Source organism: Aquimarina gracilis, from assembly GCF_035285365.1.
Lineage (GTDB): Bacteria > Bacteroidota > Bacteroidia > Flavobacteriales > Flavobacteriaceae > Aquimarina > Aquimarina gracilis.
In genome coordinates this window covers 600,842-618,953 of record NZ_JAYKLX010000002.1, presented here as the reverse complement: position 1 = coordinate 618,953, position 18,112 = coordinate 600,842, and the positions used below count along the sequence as shown (strand labels likewise).

At 34.5% G+C, this 18,112-nt stretch carries 19 protein-coding genes; 9 read left to right on the top strand and 10 right to left on the bottom strand.

What is annotated here, in order from left to right:
- Nucleotides 1-98 precede the first annotated feature (98 nt).
- Nucleotides 99-692, bottom strand: coding sequence for a hypothetical protein (locus U6A24_RS05690; RefSeq protein ID WP_324178965.1), 594 nt, complete (start codon nt 690-692; stop codon nt 99-101).
- Between the two features lie 250 nt (nt 693-942).
- Here U6A24_RS05690 and U6A24_RS05685 point away from each other — a divergent pair, with 250 nt between their 5' ends.
- The 7 genes from U6A24_RS05685 (at nt 943) to U6A24_RS05655 (ending at nt 7,401) form a co-directional block, all read left to right on the top strand.
- On the top strand, nt 943-1,539 hold the full coding sequence (locus U6A24_RS05685) for a SprT-like domain-containing protein (protein ID WP_324178964.1): 597 nt from the start codon (nt 943-945) through the stop codon (nt 1,537-1,539).
- A 2-nt stretch (nt 1,540-1,541) separates the two neighbouring features.
- Nucleotides 1,542-2,618 carry a mannose-1-phosphate guanylyltransferase gene (locus tag U6A24_RS05680; protein WP_324178963.1) on the top strand — a complete coding sequence of 359 codons (1,077 nt, stop codon included), beginning with the start codon at nt 1,542-1,544 and terminating at the stop codon, nt 2,616-2,618.
- A gap of 5 nt (nt 2,619-2,623) precedes the next feature.
- Nucleotides 2,624-4,072 carry a DUF389 domain-containing protein gene (locus tag U6A24_RS05675; protein ID WP_324178962.1) on the top strand — a complete coding sequence of 483 codons (1,449 nt, stop codon included), beginning with the start codon at nt 2,624-2,626 and terminating at the stop codon, nt 4,070-4,072.
- Nucleotides 4,027-4,653, top strand: a complete 627-nt coding sequence (locus tag U6A24_RS05670; RefSeq protein WP_324179019.1) for a hypothetical protein — start codon at nt 4,027-4,029, stop codon at nt 4,651-4,653. Before U6A24_RS05675 ends, U6A24_RS05670 begins: the two co-directional genes overlap by 46 nt.
- A 31-nt stretch (nt 4,654-4,684) precedes the next feature.
- Nucleotides 4,685-5,281, top strand: coding sequence for a DinB family protein (locus tag U6A24_RS05665; RefSeq protein WP_324178961.1), 597 nt, complete (start codon nt 4,685-4,687; stop codon nt 5,279-5,281).
- An 18-nt stretch (nt 5,282-5,299) separates the two neighbouring features.
- A complete protein-coding gene (locus U6A24_RS05660; protein WP_324178960.1) occupies nt 5,300-5,818 on the top strand; it encodes a GNAT family N-acetyltransferase in 519 nt (172 codons plus the stop codon).
- A gap of 254 nt (nt 5,819-6,072) precedes the next feature.
- Nucleotides 6,073-7,401, top strand: a complete 1,329-nt coding sequence (locus U6A24_RS05655; protein ID WP_324178959.1) for a dicarboxylate/amino acid:cation symporter — start codon at nt 6,073-6,075, stop codon at nt 7,399-7,401.
- Here the strand turns inward: U6A24_RS05655 and U6A24_RS05650 are convergent.
- Both U6A24_RS05650 and U6A24_RS05645 read right to left on the bottom strand, forming a co-directional pair.
- The gene (locus tag U6A24_RS05650; protein WP_324178958.1) at nt 7,396-8,160 is read right to left on the bottom strand and encodes an ABC transporter ATP-binding protein; all 765 of its coding nucleotides are present in this window, start codon (nt 8,158-8,160) and stop codon (nt 7,396-7,398) included. The genes U6A24_RS05655 and U6A24_RS05650 overlap by 6 nt on opposite strands.
- 4 nt (nt 8,161-8,164) lie before the next feature.
- The gene (locus tag U6A24_RS05645; RefSeq protein ID WP_324178957.1) at nt 8,165-8,902 is read right to left on the bottom strand and encodes an MlaE family ABC transporter permease; all 738 of its coding nucleotides are present in this window, start codon (nt 8,900-8,902) and stop codon (nt 8,165-8,167) included.
- 112 nt (nt 8,903-9,014) lie between these two features.
- Between U6A24_RS05645 and pafA the strand changes: the two genes are divergently transcribed.
- Nucleotides 9,015-10,655, top strand: a complete 1,641-nt coding sequence (gene pafA / locus U6A24_RS05640; RefSeq protein ID WP_407654006.1) for an alkaline phosphatase PafA — start codon at nt 9,015-9,017, stop codon at nt 10,653-10,655.
- Here pafA and U6A24_RS05635 read toward each other — a convergent pair.
- From U6A24_RS05635 to gcvP, 5 genes are all read right to left on the bottom strand, one after another.
- Nucleotides 10,647-11,495: a glycosyltransferase family 2 protein gene (locus tag U6A24_RS05635; RefSeq protein WP_324178956.1), complete on the bottom strand. Its 849-nt coding sequence runs from the start codon at nt 11,493-11,495 to the stop codon at nt 10,647-10,649. The genes pafA and U6A24_RS05635 overlap by 9 nt on opposite strands.
- Before the next feature lie 16 nt (nt 11,496-11,511).
- On the bottom strand, nt 11,512-12,042 hold the full coding sequence (locus U6A24_RS05630) for a methyltransferase (RefSeq protein ID WP_324178955.1): 531 nt from the start codon (nt 12,040-12,042) through the stop codon (nt 11,512-11,514).
- An 86-nt stretch (nt 12,043-12,128) separates the two neighbouring features.
- Entirely contained in the window at nt 12,129-13,187 is a 1,059-nt protein-coding gene (locus tag U6A24_RS05625; protein ID WP_324178954.1) for a 3-oxoacyl-ACP synthase III family protein, read from the bottom strand.
- Nucleotides 13,188-13,303: 116 nt separating this feature from the next.
- Nucleotides 13,304-13,669 carry a group III truncated hemoglobin gene (locus U6A24_RS05620; RefSeq protein WP_324178953.1) on the bottom strand — a complete coding sequence of 122 codons (366 nt, stop codon included), beginning with the start codon at nt 13,667-13,669 and terminating at the stop codon, nt 13,304-13,306.
- A 74-nt stretch (nt 13,670-13,743) separates the two neighbouring features.
- Nucleotides 13,744-16,599 (bottom strand): aminomethyl-transferring glycine dehydrogenase, encoded by a 2,856-nt coding sequence (gcvP, locus tag U6A24_RS05615; RefSeq protein WP_324178952.1) that lies wholly within the window; start codon nt 16,597-16,599, stop codon nt 13,744-13,746.
- A gap of 136 nt (nt 16,600-16,735) precedes the next feature.
- Here gcvP and U6A24_RS05610 point away from each other — a divergent pair, with 136 nt between their 5' ends.
- On the top strand, nt 16,736-17,563 hold the full coding sequence (locus U6A24_RS05610; protein WP_324178951.1) for a UbiA prenyltransferase family protein: 828 nt from the start codon (nt 16,736-16,738) through the stop codon (nt 17,561-17,563).
- On the opposite strand, the gene U6A24_RS05605 is transcribed toward U6A24_RS05610, so the two are convergent.
- Both U6A24_RS05605 and U6A24_RS05600 read right to left on the bottom strand, forming a co-directional pair.
- Nucleotides 17,552-17,809 carry a hypothetical protein gene (locus U6A24_RS05605; RefSeq protein ID WP_324178950.1) on the bottom strand — a complete coding sequence of 86 codons (258 nt, stop codon included), beginning with the start codon at nt 17,807-17,809 and terminating at the stop codon, nt 17,552-17,554. The two genes, U6A24_RS05610 and U6A24_RS05605, sit on opposite strands and share 12 nt — an antisense overlap.
- A 35-nt stretch (nt 17,810-17,844) precedes the next feature.
- Nucleotides 17,845-18,105 carry a hypothetical protein gene (locus U6A24_RS05600; RefSeq protein ID WP_324178949.1) on the bottom strand — a complete coding sequence of 87 codons (261 nt, stop codon included), beginning with the start codon at nt 18,103-18,105 and terminating at the stop codon, nt 17,845-17,847.
- Nucleotides 18,106-18,112 lie beyond the last annotated feature (7 nt).

Below are 18,112 nucleotides of genomic sequence, written 5' to 3'. Positions count from 1 at the left end.
ATGGTGTTGATAATCGATAAATGTTAAGATTTAGTCGGTCAACAACTATAATTTGAGGTGAATACAGTAATTATTAAAACATAAAACCATACTTTTTGTCATGACTTGCAATTGGCTAAAACAACTTTTTTCACGATTTTTTTTGTGGATAAATCGGTCAAAACAAACTCAATGTAATATGTATATTTCCCTTTTACTTTTGGATTTGTAGAATTTGCTTTGAGCTGAATTTTATAGTTATCATTTTGATATATTTCTCTCCAAAAACTACCAGGTTCTCGGTTTTTTGATCTTGGTTTGGTTGATGGTATCAATTGTTTTTGATTACTTTTTCCAAATTGAATTACCCCAGAAGTATCTCCTTTAAAACGGCCAAAATATAATCGCTCATAATCAGTGTTTTTGGCTTTTACAACAAATAGACAATCACAGGCATTAATTTCTTCCCATGTAAATGTAAGATCACTCAACGAGAATTTTAAGATCGAAGAAGGTTTTTGTTTTTTATTTTTTTTTGTAAAAAATCTCTTCTTTTTGTTTTTTTCGAGAGGAGTAGAAGCAATTGAATCCTTTTTTTTAGAGATACTGTCTTTAGATATGCTATCTGAAACTTTAACGGGAATAATAGGTGTTTTCTTAGATGTGTTTTTAGAACAACCTACTAATAAGGAAATTAATGTTATGAGAATCAATACTTGTTTAATGATTTCTTAGTTTAAATTAAGTAGTTATAGCTTTTTTCAGAACTAGTATATTTATAGAAGTTCAACGTTATCTTTGTTGGATAGTACAAGATAAAAAATATAAAATTGAAAATGAATAAGTTAGGTTTTTTTAGAATAAAAATATCTAATTTTAGAAGGTTCTTTAATGGTAAATCAAAAAGCAAAATAATTATGCAAGGGTGCTGTCCTGATGGGGTTAATTTTGTATTTTGTACCCGTGAAGGAAATACTTGCTAGATATATCCCAGAACGAGCAATAAATATGGCGTTTGACTTAATAGTTAAATGTAATGTACATCTTAAAATAGTGAATGAAAGAGTTACCCGTCACGGTGATTATCGCAAAATGCCAGATGGAAGACATCAAATAACCGTAAATGCTTCACTTAATAAGTATAGGTTTTTGATAACTTTAATACATGAAATTGCACATCTTGTAGCTTTTGAAAAATATGGAAGACTCATTAAACCACACGGGATAGAATGGAAACGCACATTTCAACAGCTTATGTTGCCTTTTATTAATCCAGAAGTGTTCCCATCTCGATTGTTGCCGGTGATTGCAAACCACTTTAGAAATCCAAGAGCAAGCAGTGATACAGACGAAAAATTGTCACTGGCACTAAAACAATTTGATCCGCAAAATGATAAAAATTATATCTTTGAAATACCCTTAGGAAGTACCTTTAGATTATACAATGGAAAAATTTTTAAGAAAGGGAACAAAAAAATAAAGAGATACGAGTGTATCGAAATAAGCACAGGTAGAATCTACCTTTTTAACCCCAATGCTGAAGTAGAGCTTTTAAATTGATTATGAATAAAAATTATTATGCCATTTTAATGGCTGGTGGAGTAGGGTCTCGTTTTTGGCCGGTGAGTACCACTGAGTTTCCGAAACAATTTCATGATATGCTGGGAACAGGAGAAACCCTGATTCAGCGTACATTTTCACGTTTATCCAAAATCGTTCCCCCCAAAAATATATTTATTCTAACCAACGAGCGGTACAATGATTTGGTACTTGAGCAATTGCCACAGGCCGAACAAAGACAGGTGGTAACCGAACCCGCTATGCGTAATACGGCCCCTTGCATTTTGTATGCTGCAATGAAGATTCAAAAAGAGAACCCTGAAGCAGTCATGGTGGTGGCACCCAGTGATCATTGGATAGAAAATGAAGATGCTTTTATTTCGAATTTGGGCAAGTGCTTTGAAGCATGTGCCCAAAAAGATATTCTTATGACCTTAGGAATACAACCTACATTCCCAAATACAGGTTATGGTTATATTCAGTATAATAAAGAAGAAAATTCGGTAAAAGAAGTAATTCAATTTACTGAAAAACCAAATTATGAAACTGCCAAAAGATTTTTGAATGAAGGTAATTATCTATGGAATGCTGGAATTTTTATTTGGAGTGTAACTAGCATCATAAATGCTTTTTCTAGTTTTCAGAAAGAGATGACTGCGTTGTTTGATAAGGGGAGAGAACTTTATAATACCGGAAAAGAGTATGAATTTATCTGTTCAAATTACCCTAAAGCCGAAAACATTTCTATCGATTATGCAATTCTAGAAAAAGCCGAAAATGTATATGTATTTCCAGCTACTTTTGACTGGAATGACTTGGGTACCTGGGGGTCATTATATGATAAGTTAGAAAAGAATGATGTTAAAAATGCAATTGTAAATGCTCGCGTATTATCGCAGGATGCTTCGGGAAATATGATTCGAACCGTTAACGATAAAATCGTTGTTGTTGATGGGTTAGAAGACTATATCATTGTAGATAAAGAAGAAGTTCTGTTAATTTACCCCAAAAAGAAAGAGCAAAACATCAAAGAAGTACTTAATAAAGTAAAAGAAACATTTGGAGAAAAATACGGTTAATATCCATGGAAGAAAATAAAAATCAACCAGTTTCTAATCAAGAAGAATTTAGTAGCGAATCAGTAAAAAGAGATGCAAAAGGTCTTTTGGTTAGCATCAATAAATTCCTTAGAGAATTACTTAATATTAGAATTGAAACTGACAAAGATCAAACTATTGAAGATGTAAAAAAAGATATTCCATTTAAAGGACATAATGCCTGGATTCTCATTTTTTCTGTATTTGTAGCATCGATCGGTCTGAATGTGAGTTCTACAGCGGTAGTAATCGGAGCCATGTTAATTTCTCCATTAATGGGGCCAATCGTAGGGGTTGGACTATCAATAGCAATCAATGATATTGATACGTTACGTAGATCTCTTGCAAACCTTGCAGTTATGGTTGGGCTCAGTGTACTGGCAGCTACGATGTATTTTTGGCTTTCTCCGTTAACAGAATTGACCCCAGAATTAGAAGCAAGAACTGCACCTACAATTTTAGATGTATTGGTCGCAATTTTTGGAGGATTGGCACTTATTGTAGCCAAATCAAAAAAAGGAACGATGCCTAATGCTATTGCTGGAGTAGCAATTGCAACTGCGTTAATGCCACCATTGTGTACCGTAGGTTATGGTATCGCTGAATGGGAATTAAACTATGCAGGAGGAGCGATATACCTATTTTCGATAAATGCGATTTTTATCGCCCTTTCTACCTTTATTGTTGCAAAATTATTACGTTTTCCTATGTTGCGCTATGCAAACTCTGCAAAAAGAAAGCGCACGGCACAATTAGCCTCTTTATTGGCTGTTATTGTTATGATTCCTGCAAGCTGGACATTTTATAAAACATTGAATGAAAGTAATGCCGAACACGATTATAAGCTTTTTCTAGAAAACGAAATTGAAGCCAATGAAAATCTATATCTGCGTAAAGATTTCTACAATTACAATGAAAAAACCATAAAATTATATTTTGACGGAGAAATACCAGATGTAATTGTTAGTGGTTTAAAGAATGAAATAAAAGAATATGATGATATAAGTGATTTTGAGCTTACTATAAACGGAAACAAAGCTAGAGGACTAGATCAGGTTTCTAAAGCTTATGATAGGGCTATTGTTGAGTTAGATCGTATAGAAAAAGAAAATGATAAACTTCTGGATGAAATTGAGGACCTTAAGATACAAATCGCCGGATTAGAAACTAATTTGAGAGAGGCCAACAAGGTCGTACCCGTTGATGAGCTACCTTATTTTAATATTTCTAAAGATGCCAAAATTCGCTTCCCGGATTTAGAAACTTTGGGATATGGAGAAGTGTTACAATCTAATTTCTTAAAAATGGATACGATACAAGTGATTTTTCCAAAATGGAAATTCCAGGTTTCTGATAGTCTAAATACAATACGGGTGAATACCTTAAGAGAATGGATTACCAAAGAGTTGAAAGCAGATACTCTGTTTGTGAAGTAGTTATTTATTATGTAAAAGTATTAATGAAGTCAAATAATCATATGAAAAAAGCAATGGTAACTCTAATCGTGTTTTTGATTCATATACATTTAATGGGGCAAAACAAAAAAGATAATTCTTATTTGAAAACTATAGAGGGTGTTACCAACAAAATGATAGAATTGATATCTGGGGATATTGGTGAAGAAAGAAATTGGGAGGAGTATAGAAATTTGTTTTTGCCAACGGCACAAAAGATGTCTTTGTCTGTTAATAAAAAAGGAGAAGAGAGAGTTAGGGTAATGAATTTGGAAGAATTTATTAGAAATGTGGGCCCGCTTTATAAAAGAGATGGTTTTGAGGAGTATGCCATAGGACTTCGAGTAGATGAATTTAATGGTATTGCCAGTGCATTTCAAAGTTACTATTGTAAAAATCTAAAAGGTACATATGAAAAAAAGGGTATAAATAGCTATCAATTGGTATATTCAAAAAATAGATGGTGGATAGCAAGTACTCTTTTTACTGCTGAAACTGAAGATAATCCATTACCCGAAAAATACCTTTCAGAAAAGTATAAACAAACCATAAAAAAGAATTAATTCTCTTGATAATAGTAAGTAAACAGTAAATATGAAAATATTAGCATTTATTACATTTTTATCCGTTACACAGATCATGCTGTGTCAAAATTCAGAAACTATGCAATTACCCTATAAACAAATTCCCGGGTATCCGGAAGATTTTACATCCGGAAATGTAATTTCGCGGTTTATAGATGGATTGGGATATCGTTACTATTGGGCGACTGAGGGTCTTACCAAAGAAGATCTAAACTATACCCCTTCTACAGATGGAAGAACCATGTTACAAACATTGCAACATATTTATGATTTGTCTAAAGGAATTTTAAATGCTCCACAAAACTTACCAAATATTAGAAACGAAAATCAACCTGAGCTTAATTTTGGGGAACTAAGAAAACAAACATTACTAAATCTTAAAAAAGCCAGTGCATTGCTGTCTGGTAAGTCAGCAGAAGATGTTTCGACTTACAAAGTAATTTTTCAGTCTGGAGATAACAAACGAGAATTTCCTTATTGGAATATGATTAACGGGCAAATTTCTGATGCTATATATCATGTTGGTCAAATAGTCTCATTCAGAAGATCTTCGGGTAATCCTATGAACCCCAAGGTAAGCGTCTTTATAGGAAAAACTGGAAGGTAGAGCAAAGATTTCTAGAGTATGGGTACAATAATACTTGAAACTGAAAGACTTTGTCTTCGTGAATTTCATGTCGAAGATGCTGATTTTATATTGAAGTTGGTTAATTCACCCAATTGGATAAAGTTTATTGGAGATAAGGGAGTTAAAACTATTGAGGATGCCATAAGTTATCTTGTAGATGGGCCCATAAAAAGTTACAAGGAAAACGGATTTGGATTATGGCTCGTCCAGTTAAGAGATTCTAAGGTACCTATTGGGATGTGTGGTTTGGTAAATCGAGAAATTCTTGAAGATGTGGATATCGGATTTGCGCTGTTACCAGATTATATGAATAAAGGATATGGTTTTGAATCTGCAAATGCCGTAATGAATTATGCGAAGAATGTTCTAAAAATATCTAGAATTGTGGCAATTACAGATGAAGATAATACATCGTCTATTAAATTACTGCAAAAATTAGGTCTCAGCCTTGAAAAAAAACTAGTACTCTCCGATGCGGATTCGGTATTCCTATTTTCTCCTTCTGATAATTTCTAATACTAAAGAGTGAGTATTGTGTTAATGTTTTAATTGTTGGTTGTATAAAGCGTTTTTTTAGTGCTATTGTAACCGCGGTTTTATAAACTTAAAGAAATATTACGATTCATCGAAATAAAGAAAAAAAGTGATTTTCTGAGTATGTTTTTGATGAATATAGTATGTTAATTAAAAAACTATTAACAACTATTCACTTGTTTGCAAGATAATCTTTATCTAGGTTCGCTACACACTATAATAGATAGTTATTTATCATGATAGAGATTACATCGCTCAATGAATTAACATCACATTTAAAGCGGCTTACCAAAGGAAAGTTATGGTTGCAGGTAATCATGGCACTTTTGTTAGGGGCTGGCGTAGGGATCATATTAAACCCATCGATAGGTGTTGTGACAGAATCCTTTAGTGATTGGTTCGCAAATTGGTTGGATCTGCCCGGTAAGATTTTTTTGCGATTGGTACAGATGGTTATGATCCCATTAATATTTGCGTCGATCATTTCGGGTATTATAAGCAATAACCCACAACAATTGAAAACAATGGGATTGCGTTTATTTTTATACTTTGTTTTTACAACTGCCGTTGCCATTATAATAGGAGCTGTCTTAACAATGTTTATGAAACCAGGTGCATTAGTAAATGAGCTCGGAGGGTTGCCGGGTGTAAAGGGAGAAAAAATGGTAGCTAACGGATCTTTATCAGATTTTCAAAATGTACCTCAAACAATTTCAAATCTTATACCCGATAACCCTTTAGAGTCGATACTATTAGGAGAAATGTTGGGAGTGGTCATCTTTACCATAATTATTGGTGTTGCAATTACGCAACTTGAAGAAAACATCGCACTGCCTATTATAAGAATGATCGAGGCTATTCAAAAAATTTGCATGATTGTGGTCTCTTGGGCAATGTTATTGGTGCCCATAGCTGTTTTTGGACTTATAGCAGCTCTGTTATCAGACTTGGGGGTCGAGGTGCTATTAGGACTTGGATATTATATGGTAGTAGTACTTTTAGGGCTAGCTTTACTATTGGTGTTTTATATGATGATACTTATGATTGTTGGAAAGAAAAACCCCAAACATTTTCTAAAAGCAGCAAGAGAACCTCAATTACTAGCTTTTTCAACTGCCAGTTCTGCAGCAGTGATGCCTTTGTCTATGAAAGTAGCCGATGAGCAGTTAAATGTTTCTTCAAATATTAGTGACTTTGTTATTCCCGTCGGAGCTTCGATCAATATGGATGGGACAGCACTTTTTCAATGTACATCAGCATTATTTATTGCTCAGGCATACGGTATTGAGTTGTCACTTATAAACTTACTATTGATCACAATTACTATAGTAGGAGCTTCAATAGGTACTCCTGCAATTCCTGGTGGTGGAGTCATTATTTTGGCGTCGGTACTACAAAGTTCAGGTATACCAACAGAAGGTTTGATTGTTATTATTGGTATCGACCGAATCCTGGGAATGTTTAGAACTACTGTAAATGTAACAGGTGATTTAGTGGCATGCGTTATTTTTGATAGATGGTTCGGGAACAACAAAAGAGGTAAGGTAAGAAAGACTGACTTATAACCCTTTTAATTGGGCATCTCTTACCTTTTTAAATAAGTTCGAAGAGTATACAAAATCAGTAACTGCCTTGTTATCGGTTTTGAATATTTGAGTTTTATCGCCTTCCCATTCTAAGTATCCATTTTTTAGGAAAACAATTTTTTCTCCTATTTCCATAACCGAGTTCATGTCGTGCGTATTAATCACGGTAGTAATATTGTTTTCCTCGGTAATTTCCTTAATAAGATTATCGATTACAATTGCAGTTCTTGGGTCTAATCCAGAGTTGGGCTCGTCACAAAACAAGTATTTTGGGCGGGTTACAACTGCTCGAGCAATGGCCACCCTTTTTTGCATTCCTCCACTAATTTCCGAAGGTAGTTTTTTCTCTGCATTTTCAAGGTTTACTCGATTAAGTACTTCATGAACTCTTTCTAGCATTTCTTCTTTCTTCTGTTTGGTAAACATCATGAGCGGAAACATAACATTTTCTTCAACTGTCATTGAATCAAATAATGCACTGCCTTGAAAAACCATTCCCATTTGTTCCCTTAAGTCTCTTTGTTGTTGTTCGTTAAGCTCAGAATATGTTGCGCCATCATAGCAGATAGAGCCTTTTTCTGGAGTAAACAATCCTAGTAAACATTTCAAGAATACGGTTTTACCACTACCACTGGTTCCAATAATCAAATTAGTTTTACCACGTTCAAATGTGGTAGTAATTCCTTTTAGAATTTCTTCTCCATTAAAGCCTTTATGCAAATCGGTAACTTCTATCATCAGATTAACTTAATAATAATTGAGTGAGTACATAATTAGATATAATGATAACTACAGTAGTCCAAACAAAAGCCGATGTACTTGCTTTTCCTACTTCGAGTGCTCCACCTTTCATATAATATCCATGAAAAGAAGGTATGGTTGCCAATAAGAATGAAAATAAAAAGGTTTTTATAAAAGCATAGGTAAGGTGGTACGGGATAAATTCCTCGCGTAATCCAGTTAAAAAATCTGTACTGGATACAAATCCACCATACACCCCAGCGATATAAGCGCCACAAATTCCGGTAAACATCGCGATGGCTATGACAAATGGGTAGGTAAGCATCGCAATAATTTTAGGAAATACCAGGTAATTAAGAGAATTAATTCCCATTACTTCAAGGGCGTCAATCTGTTCGGTTACTCTCATGGTTCCAATACTTGAAGTAATAAAAGACCCTACTTTACCCGCCATAATTACCGAAATAAAAGTTGGAGCAAACTCAAGAATCACCGATTGCCTAGAAGCAAAAGCAATAAGTTTTTTAGGAATTAAAGGGTTTGTAAGATTAAGTGCTGTTTGAATAGCAACAACAGCTCCAATAAAGAATGCAAGAAATACTGTGATCCCAAGAGAACCGATAATCAAATCGTCTATTTCTTTAAAAATTAAATTTCTAATTACAGAGCCTTTAGTCATTCGACTAAAAACACCTTTAAGCATTAAAAAATATCGTCCGATATCGTCTAGGTAAAACATTCTTTGTTATTAGAAAGGCTAAAATAGAAAAAAAAATAGCGACAGCATTTAACCTTCCATTAAAGTTTTACATTTGCATAAATGCAATTTTAGCTATTTAAATTTAAAAAGAATGACAAAGAAATTATTTCTAATAGGGTGGTTGTTGGCAATGTTTGTTTCTGGCGGCGCTCAAGAAAAAGAAATTATAAATCACTCACCCAAACTTGTAGTTGGTATTGTTGTAGATCAAATGCGATATGATTATTTAACCCGTTTCTATAACCGTTTTGGTGAAGGAGGATTTAAGCGAATGATTAGCGAGGGATACAATTGCAAGAATAATCACTTCAATTATGTGCCCACATATACTGGTCCTGGGCATGCCTCTGTGTATACTGGAACTACGCCACAAAACCATGGGATAATTTCAAATCATTGGTATGATAAGTTTGGTAAACAAATGGTGTATTGCGCCAGTGATCCCTCTGTTAAAGCAGTTGGTTCCGATAGTGATATGGAAAGAATGTCTCCGCATCGTATGAAAACTACCACAGTTTCTGATCAAAATAGATTGCATACACAATTACAAGGTAAAACTATTGGAATCGCTATCAAGGATAGAGGGGCTATACTGCCTGCGGGACATACGGCAAATGCAGCATATTGGTTTAGAGGCAAAGATGAAGGAAAATGGATTACCAGTACATATTATAGAAATGATTTGCCAGAATGGGTTAAGAAGTTTAACGAATCAGGGAAAGCAAAATCGTATTTTAAAGTATGGAATACATTATACGATATTAATACGTATAGCGAAAGTGGTTCTGACAAAAATAACTTTGAAGGAGGGTATAAAGGAAAGGAAACAGCAACGTTTCCATATGATTTAGCGAAGTTAAAAGACCAAAACGCGGGTTATGATATTATAAAATCTTCTGCTTTTGGAAATAGTCTTACTGCCGATTTTGCTATTGCTGCCATCGATGGTGAACAATTAGGAGCAGATAATACTACCGATTTTCTTACGGTGAGTTTTTCTAGTACAGATTATGTAGGACATAATTTTGGTGTAAATTCTAAAGAAATTCAAGACACCTATTTGCGTTTGGATCAAGATTTAGAGCGGTTTTTTAATGCGCTTGATCAAAAAGTCGGTAAAGGACAATATACAGTTTTCTTAACTGCAGATCATGGAGCTGTGCATGTACCATCTTACTTGAAGTCAGTTAACATACCTGCTGGTTATTTTGATGCCAATGAGTTTAGCGCAAAAGTAACAGCATTTGCCCATAACAAATTTGACGTAAAGGACCTCATAGAACATATAAGCAATTACCAGGTGTTTTTTAATTATAATACTTTGAAAGAGAGTAAGATTGCTTCTGGAGATTTACAAGAAGCTATTGCGCATTTTTTGTTACAAGAACCACATATTGATAAAGTATTTACAAGAAAACAATTAGAATCTACAAATTATACATCGGGTATTGCTACATTGATTCAAAAGGGATATAATCAAAAAAGAAGCGGAGACGTGATTGTGGTATTAAATCCTGCTACGATAGCATATTCTAAAACGGGTTCTACTCATGGTAGTGGATTGACCTATGATACACACGCTCCTTTGCTGTTTTTTGGACAAGGAATTAAAAAAGGAAGTACTACCCATGAAACTCATATTACAGATATTGCACCGACAATTTCTGCCTTGTTAGGGATAGCCTTTCCTAATGGAGCGACTGGTGATGTTTTATCTTTTGTATTAGAATAGTTTTTCGAGAATATTATTCCAGCGTAGTTTACGAATAAACTTTCCTTCATCTTTTGATACAAGATGGGGTTGTTTGGCTTTTTTTGCTCTTAAAAAACCAAGCATATAATCAAGGAAGAATTTAGGTTTCTTTTTAAGCAGTGCTAGTTTTGTTGATGCTATAAGTGTAATCCAAAAACCATAACGCATACGATAAAAAGCTTCGCCTTGTTTGTATTTTGCTTTTAGATTATAGGTATTACCAGTAGGTTTAAGGTGTTTTACATGTAATGATTCGTCTGTTGAAACTTTCCATTGATGGTACTGGGCAAGGAGCTCATCAATTGTATCCCAGCCCATGGCGGGTTTTAGCCCGTTAATATCCTCGAAACAGGCTTTACGATATGCTTTTAAGGCTCCGCGGACATGGTCTCTATTGGTTAAGTTTTCTAGTGCCCATGTGTTATTGTTTTGGATATAACAGAACCCCCCGGCTATTCCAATTTTGGAATCTTCTTTAAAAAGTTTTACTATTCTCTCTAAGTAATTTGCAGGGAATATAAGATCGGCATCGAACTTACAAATAATATCATAATCATAATCTAACATTTTGAAACCTTGGTAAAAGGCATTAATCACCTTGCTGCCAGGCATGTGTTCTTTTGACGATTCAGTCTTTATTTGTGAAACAAAGTTATACTTGCCTATAAAGCCATTAATAATATTTTCAGTATTATCGGTCGAATTATCGTTTACTACAACGATTTTTTTTGGCAGAAGGGTTTGTGAAACCAGGGATTGAAGCGTTTTCGATATAAAACGTTCTTCATTATGAGCTGGTATGACAATATATATATTCAAGCTTTATCAATTGCAGTTATACTGTAGAGCTTCGCTCGGCATACACAATATAGTATCTGGGAGTAAATAGACGTAATAAAGGTCTTAATCCTATTTTTTTTACAGGGTGAGTCCATTTGTCGCGTGCTTTGATTTTCCAACCTGCCTTTTCTAGTAACCAATCAAATTGCCAATCTTCAAATTCGTGATAATGTCTGTCCCAGGGGTCTATTTTACTTCTATAAGCTGAAGAAAACCATAGTTTTAAAGGAACCGAAGCTACCAATTTATCTGCTTTAATATCTTTCAATACATTAAAAGGAGCTACAAGGTGTTCAAATATTTCGAAAGCGGTTACAATTTCAATATTTTCGTTTATTACTGCTTTTGTATCCAGATCCAAGTCTTCTCCAGAGGTATTGGTAACCGTATATCCTTCTTTTTCCATAAATTTTACAAAGGGATTTCTTACACCCAAATCGAGTATAGAAGCAGGAGAAGGAACATTTGCTCTAAGAAATTCTAATGTTTTTTGATAGCGTTTATAAGGGAAATTTCCTTCGTACATAATGATCAAATCAGAAGTTGAAGGTGTAAAAATAGAAAATTACTAAGATTACAATAGGTAGAGTCAGAAGAATTTTGGAAAACCACTTAGTGTTTGTACAGGAATGCGTTAATATTCATTCCAGCACCTACACTTGCAAATAGTAGCGTGTCTCCGGTATTTATGTCATGATCTTTTATCTTACCATCGAGAATAAGGTCGTAAAGGGTAGGTACTGTGGCGACACTGCTATTTCCCAATTTTTGGATGCTCATTGGCATAATATCCTTGGGGGCCTGTTGATTAAAGAGACGATAAAATCTTTTTACTATAGCTTCATCCATTTTTTCATTGGCTTGATGAATCAAGATTTTTTTAATATCAGAAATGTTGACCTCAGTTTTATCTATACAGGCTTTCATAGCTTTTGGAACATGGTTTAAAGCAAATTCATATATTTTTCTACCATGCATTTTGATGTACTTATTGTTATCATCAATAAGATTGTTGTAGGTTTTTCCAAAGAAAAGAAAGTTACTTTCTTCAAGAGTGTAGGAAGCACTGATTGTAGAAAGTATTCCGCCGGGATTTTGAGTAGTTTCGATTATAGAAGCTCCTGCGCCATCTGAATAAATCATTGAATCTCTATCGTGTTCATCTATTACACGGGATAAAGTTTCGGCCCCAATTACAAGGCATCTTTTGGCCATATCACTTTTGATAAATGATTGTGCTTGTATGACACCTTCTATCCAACCGGGGCACCCAAAAAGAAGATCATAAGCAACGCAGTAAGGATTTTTGATTTTGAGTTTGTGTTTTACCCTCGCGGCCAAACTTGGTATTGTATCTGTTTGGGAAGAGTTTTTATCTACATCACCAAAATTATGGGCAACAATAATATAATCAAGTGTTTCTGGATCAATCTGGGCATCTTTTATAGCTTTTTGTGCGGCTAGAAAAGCCAGGTCTGACGCATTTTGTTGGGCAGAGGCATATCTACGTTCTTCAATACCCGTAATATTTTTGAATTTGTCTATAATTACATCGTTTGAGTGCTCTATTTTGGCTCCGTCATCATTAAAAAATTCGCGATTTGTAAAGTCTTCATTTTTCTCAACTTCCTTAGGTATATAGCTTCCTGTGCCTGTTATTTTAATATTCATAACCTTAAATAATTACTGTAAAACCTTAAGGTAAGCGTTTAAATATAAAATATTATGCGCGCATAATTTTGTTTACGATGCCTAAAACACCTTTTTGACACGTTAGAATATGTATTTTAGACTGTTTTTAGTTGCATTACTGTGGCAATAGATAAGGCTCTTGTTTTGATGAGGTTGGCTTTTTCTCCTTCAAAATTTTGATCTACAGTCTTATCAAGTAAAAATAACCAGCGTTCAAAATGAAGTTTTTCAAAGCTTTTTTTTTCGCTAAGACCTTTATGGATTTGTAGAACATTTTTTTTATAATCTCCCTTTCTAAATAATTGTTGCTCCCAAAAATCTGTTATATGAGGAAGGTGCTCTTCAAGGTCTAGTTTTGCGATTTTTGTGAAGAATTCTCCGATAGCAGAATCATTGAATGCTTCTTTATAAAAAGATCGCATTAAAAATTCTATATCCGCCCTGTTTTCTATGTCCTTCATTAGGTTTATGTTTAAAAAATAGAGGCAACCTTTTAAAGTCGCCTCTATTGTAATGTTTTATTGTATTGCCAAAATTAGGCTTCAGCTTCCATATATTCTTCGATAGGAGCACAGGTGCATATTAAATTTCTATCCCCATATGCGTCATCTACACGACGCACAGATGGCCAGAATTTATTTTCAGAAATATACGATAATGGGTACGCAGCTTGTTCTCTGGTATATGGGAGATCCCACTTATCTGCAGTAAGCATAGCCAAAGTGTGTGGTGCGTTTTTCATTACATTATTAGGATTGTCTGCACTAGCTTTTGCAATTTCCTGGCGAATGGATATTAGTGCATCGCAAAATCTATCTAATTCAGCTTTACTTTCACTCTCTGTTGGCTCGATCATAATGGTACCTGCAACAGGAAAAGAAACTGTAGGTGCATGAAAACCATAATCCATTAAACGTTTTGCAATGTCAGTTACTTCAATTCCATTAGCTTTAAAAGGTCTACAATCAATGATCATTTCGTGAGCGGCTCTTCCTCTTTCACCAGTGTACAGTACATCATAATGTCCATCAAGACGTTGCTTAATATAATTGGCATTTAATATAGCGTATTCTGTGGCTTCTTTAAGCCCTTTGGTGCCTAGCATGGTAATATACCCATAAGAGATTAAACAAGCTAAGGCAGAGCCCCACGGAGCAGCTGAAATGGCTGTAATTCCATCACTTCCTCCAGTTGGTATAATTGGATTTCCTGGTAAGAAAGGGACTAGCTGTTTTGCAACACAAATAGGCCCAACTCCTGGCCCTCCACCACCATGAGGGATTGCGAATGTTTTATGTAAATTAAGGTGGCAAACATCGGCACCAATAGCGCCTGGGTTGGTTAAACCAACCTGTGCATTCATATTTGCTCCATCCATGTATACCTGTCCGCCATTATCGTGAATAATTTTGGTGATCTCTCTAATGGCAGATTCATACACCCCATGTGTAGAAGGGTAGGTAACCATCAAGGCAGCAAGATTGTCTTTGTATTTAAGTGCTTTTTCTCTTAAATCTTCAACATCTATGTTTCCTTCTTCGGTTGCTTTGGTAACAACTACTTTCATTCCTGCCATTACTGCAGAAGCTGGATTGGTACCATGCGCAGAAGATGGAATCAAACAAATATTTCTATGCTGATCTCCTCTAGATTCATGATATGCTCTTATTACCATTAATCCTGCGAATTCTCCCTGTGCACCAGAATTGGGCTGAAGCGAAGTTGCAGCGAAACCGGTAATTTCTGTAAGTTGATCTTCTAATTTTTTTAGAATTTCTTGATAGCCTTCAGCTTGATCAATGGGTACAAATGGGTGAATATTGCCCCATTGCGGATCACTAAGTGGTAACATTTCTGAAGCCGCATTAAGTTTCATGGTACAAGAACCAAGAGGAATCATAGAATGATTTAAAGAAAGATCTTTACGCTCTAGTTTTTTGATGTAGCGCATTAACTCAGTTTCAGAATGATAAGTGTTAAACACTTCATTGGTAAGGAAATCGGTATTACGAGTCAAGTCTTTACCAATGTTTGTGACTTCACTAATTTCTTTTATTTCTATCGTTTCTTTTCCTGCAACCTTTGCAAAAATCGAAATGATATTATTGAGATCTACGATTGTTGTCGCTTCATTTAGGGATATAGAGATAGTTTTGGTATCTGGATAATAGAAATTCACTTCGTTAACCTCTGCTATTTCTTTTACTTTGCTAGCATCTGCACTTATACGAATCGTATCGAAATAAGAATCATTAAGTTGCTTAAAACCTAATTTTTCCAATTGCTTACTAAGCTCTGAAGTAGTATTATTTACTTTTTTTGCAATATATCTTAAACCTTCGGAACCGTGATAAACAGCATACATACCTGCCATTACCGCCAATAAAACTTGAGCAGTACATATGTTTGAGGTAGCTTTATCTCTTTTGATATGTTGTTCTCTGGTTTGTAAGGCCATTCGAAGTGCTCGATTACCATTCATATCCTGGGTAACTCCAATGATCCTACCTGGAATATTTCTTTTGTATTGCTCTCTGGTCGCAAAATATGCTGCATGCGGTCCGCCATAACCTAAAGGTATACCAAAACGTTGAGTGGTTCCTACAACAACATCGGCATCAAAACTTCCAGGTGATTTTAAGGATACTAAACTCAATATATCGGCAGCTACGGCTACTTTTATATCAGTATCATGCGCTTTTGAAACAAAATCGGCATAATCATATACTTGTCCAGATTTTCCCGGATATTGTAAAATTGCTCCGTAGAAATCGCTAGAAAAATCAAACTTTTGATGATCTCCAATTACTAATTCGATACCAAGAGGTATTGCTCTTGTCTTTAATAGTGAAAGTGTTTGTGGTAAAATCTCCTCGGACACAAAAAACTTTTTCACATCATTTTTTTTCTGATCTCTAGAGCGTACTGCAAGTAACATTGTCATTGCTTCGGCGGCGGCTGTACTTTCGTCAAGAAGTGACGCATTCGCCAGCTCCATACCAGTAAGATCACAAATCATTGTTTGATAATTCAATAACGCTTCTAGTCTTCCTTGAGCGATTTCGGCTTGATAAGGAGTATAAGCGGTATACCAACCGGGATTTTCAAGAATATTTCTTTGAATTACCGCAGGCAAACATGCTTCGTGATACCCTAAACCAATGTAAGTTTTAAAAACTTTATTTTTTGCCGATAATTTTTGAATGTGGGCAGAATATTCTTGTTCACTCATTGCCGCATCAAGATTAAGGGGCTCCTTTAAAAGAATATCATCAGGTACAGTTTCATAAACAAGTTGATCTATAGAATCTGCTTTAATTGTTTGTAACATGCTGTCCAGATCCTTTTTTGATGGACCTATATGACGCAGTTTAAAAGAGTCAGTTTTCATAGCAATAATAACAGTTGAGATTTTGACCGCAAAAGTACATATTTAATACTTAAAAATTTCACAATTAATTAACGAGAAGGTGTCAAGTTTTTAACCAACTTCGAGGGTTATTAACAGATACCCTTAAATTTGTAACGTGGAAACCCTAAAAAGTATATTCAGATTTTATGTTAATAGTAGTATTCATGTCGCCTTGGCGATTTCTGCTCTGGTGAGTGTTACTTTTATAAAATTTGAAGTAACCAATGGAAACATGTTTCTTTTTCTCAGTTTTTTGGGTTCGATTGCAGCTTATAACTTTGTGAAATACTCCAACGTATCTAAACTTTATCATAAAAGACTGGCCAGATCAATGAAAGGTATAAGGTTTTTAACATGGTTTTCTCTTGCTTTATTTATGTATTTTGCTTTTAAAATGTCTTTGAAGACTTTGCTGTATATGTTTCCGTTTATTGTATTGACAATCTTATACGTTGTACCGGTTTTTCCGAATAAAAGTAACCTTAGAAATATAGCTGGTGTTAAAATCTTCATTATTGCTGTTGTTTGGACTGGAATTACGGTTGTGGTGCCCGTAATATATGCTGAGGCTAATATGAATTTTGACTTTTTAATTGAAACTATACAACGTTTTTTGTTTATTATAGTTATGATGCTCCCTTTTGAGATTAGGGACCTGGAATATGATTCTTCATCACTAGAAACAATTCCTCAAACCATTGGAATAACTCGAACAAAGGTTTTTGGGAGCATTTTATTGGTGGTGTTTTTATTGCTTACTGCAGTAAAAGAATTACTCTCTTCTGTAGAAATCTTGAGCACAATTTTGGTAACAACCATTAGCTTATTGTTTTTGTGGGGTACAGAAAAAGAACAATCAAAATATTATTGTTCTTTTTGGGTAGAAAGTGTGCCTATAATGTGGTTAATTATATTAGTTGTATTACAGAATTTATTTAGTTAACTCTTTCTGTAATTGTTTTTTCATTTCTTCTTTTACAGAAGGGCTAATAGTTTGGATATCAGATTTTCTGATGGTTTTAGTGAGCTTAGTATTTCTTTTTGAATATGCTCTGGTAACCTTGCAATAGATCAAGCGAATATTTAGCTTGATAATTTCTATTACAGAAGCTTCGCCATACTGATTTTTATCGCAGATATGCTTTGCTTCTTCACAGGATACAAATAATTTGTTCGTAGTAGTCTTCATTACAATATCTATACTTCTTTTACTTTGGGCAGTGATTACTTATTTTCCGATATTTTTTGTTTTAGTCGTTCTTTCATAGCATTCTTTTCATACTCATTAATGCTTATTACTTTAGGGTCTTTTACAAGCTTGGTCAATTTTGTGTTCTTAGCAGAATATTTTCTGCATGCTGCACAATACAACAGATGTATATTTAATTTTACTTTTTCCCAAAAGGTAGCCTCTTTATATTGATTCTTATCACAAAAGTGATTTGCGTCAGAACAGCTCACAAAAATTCCTCTTTTATTACTCATTGTTTTC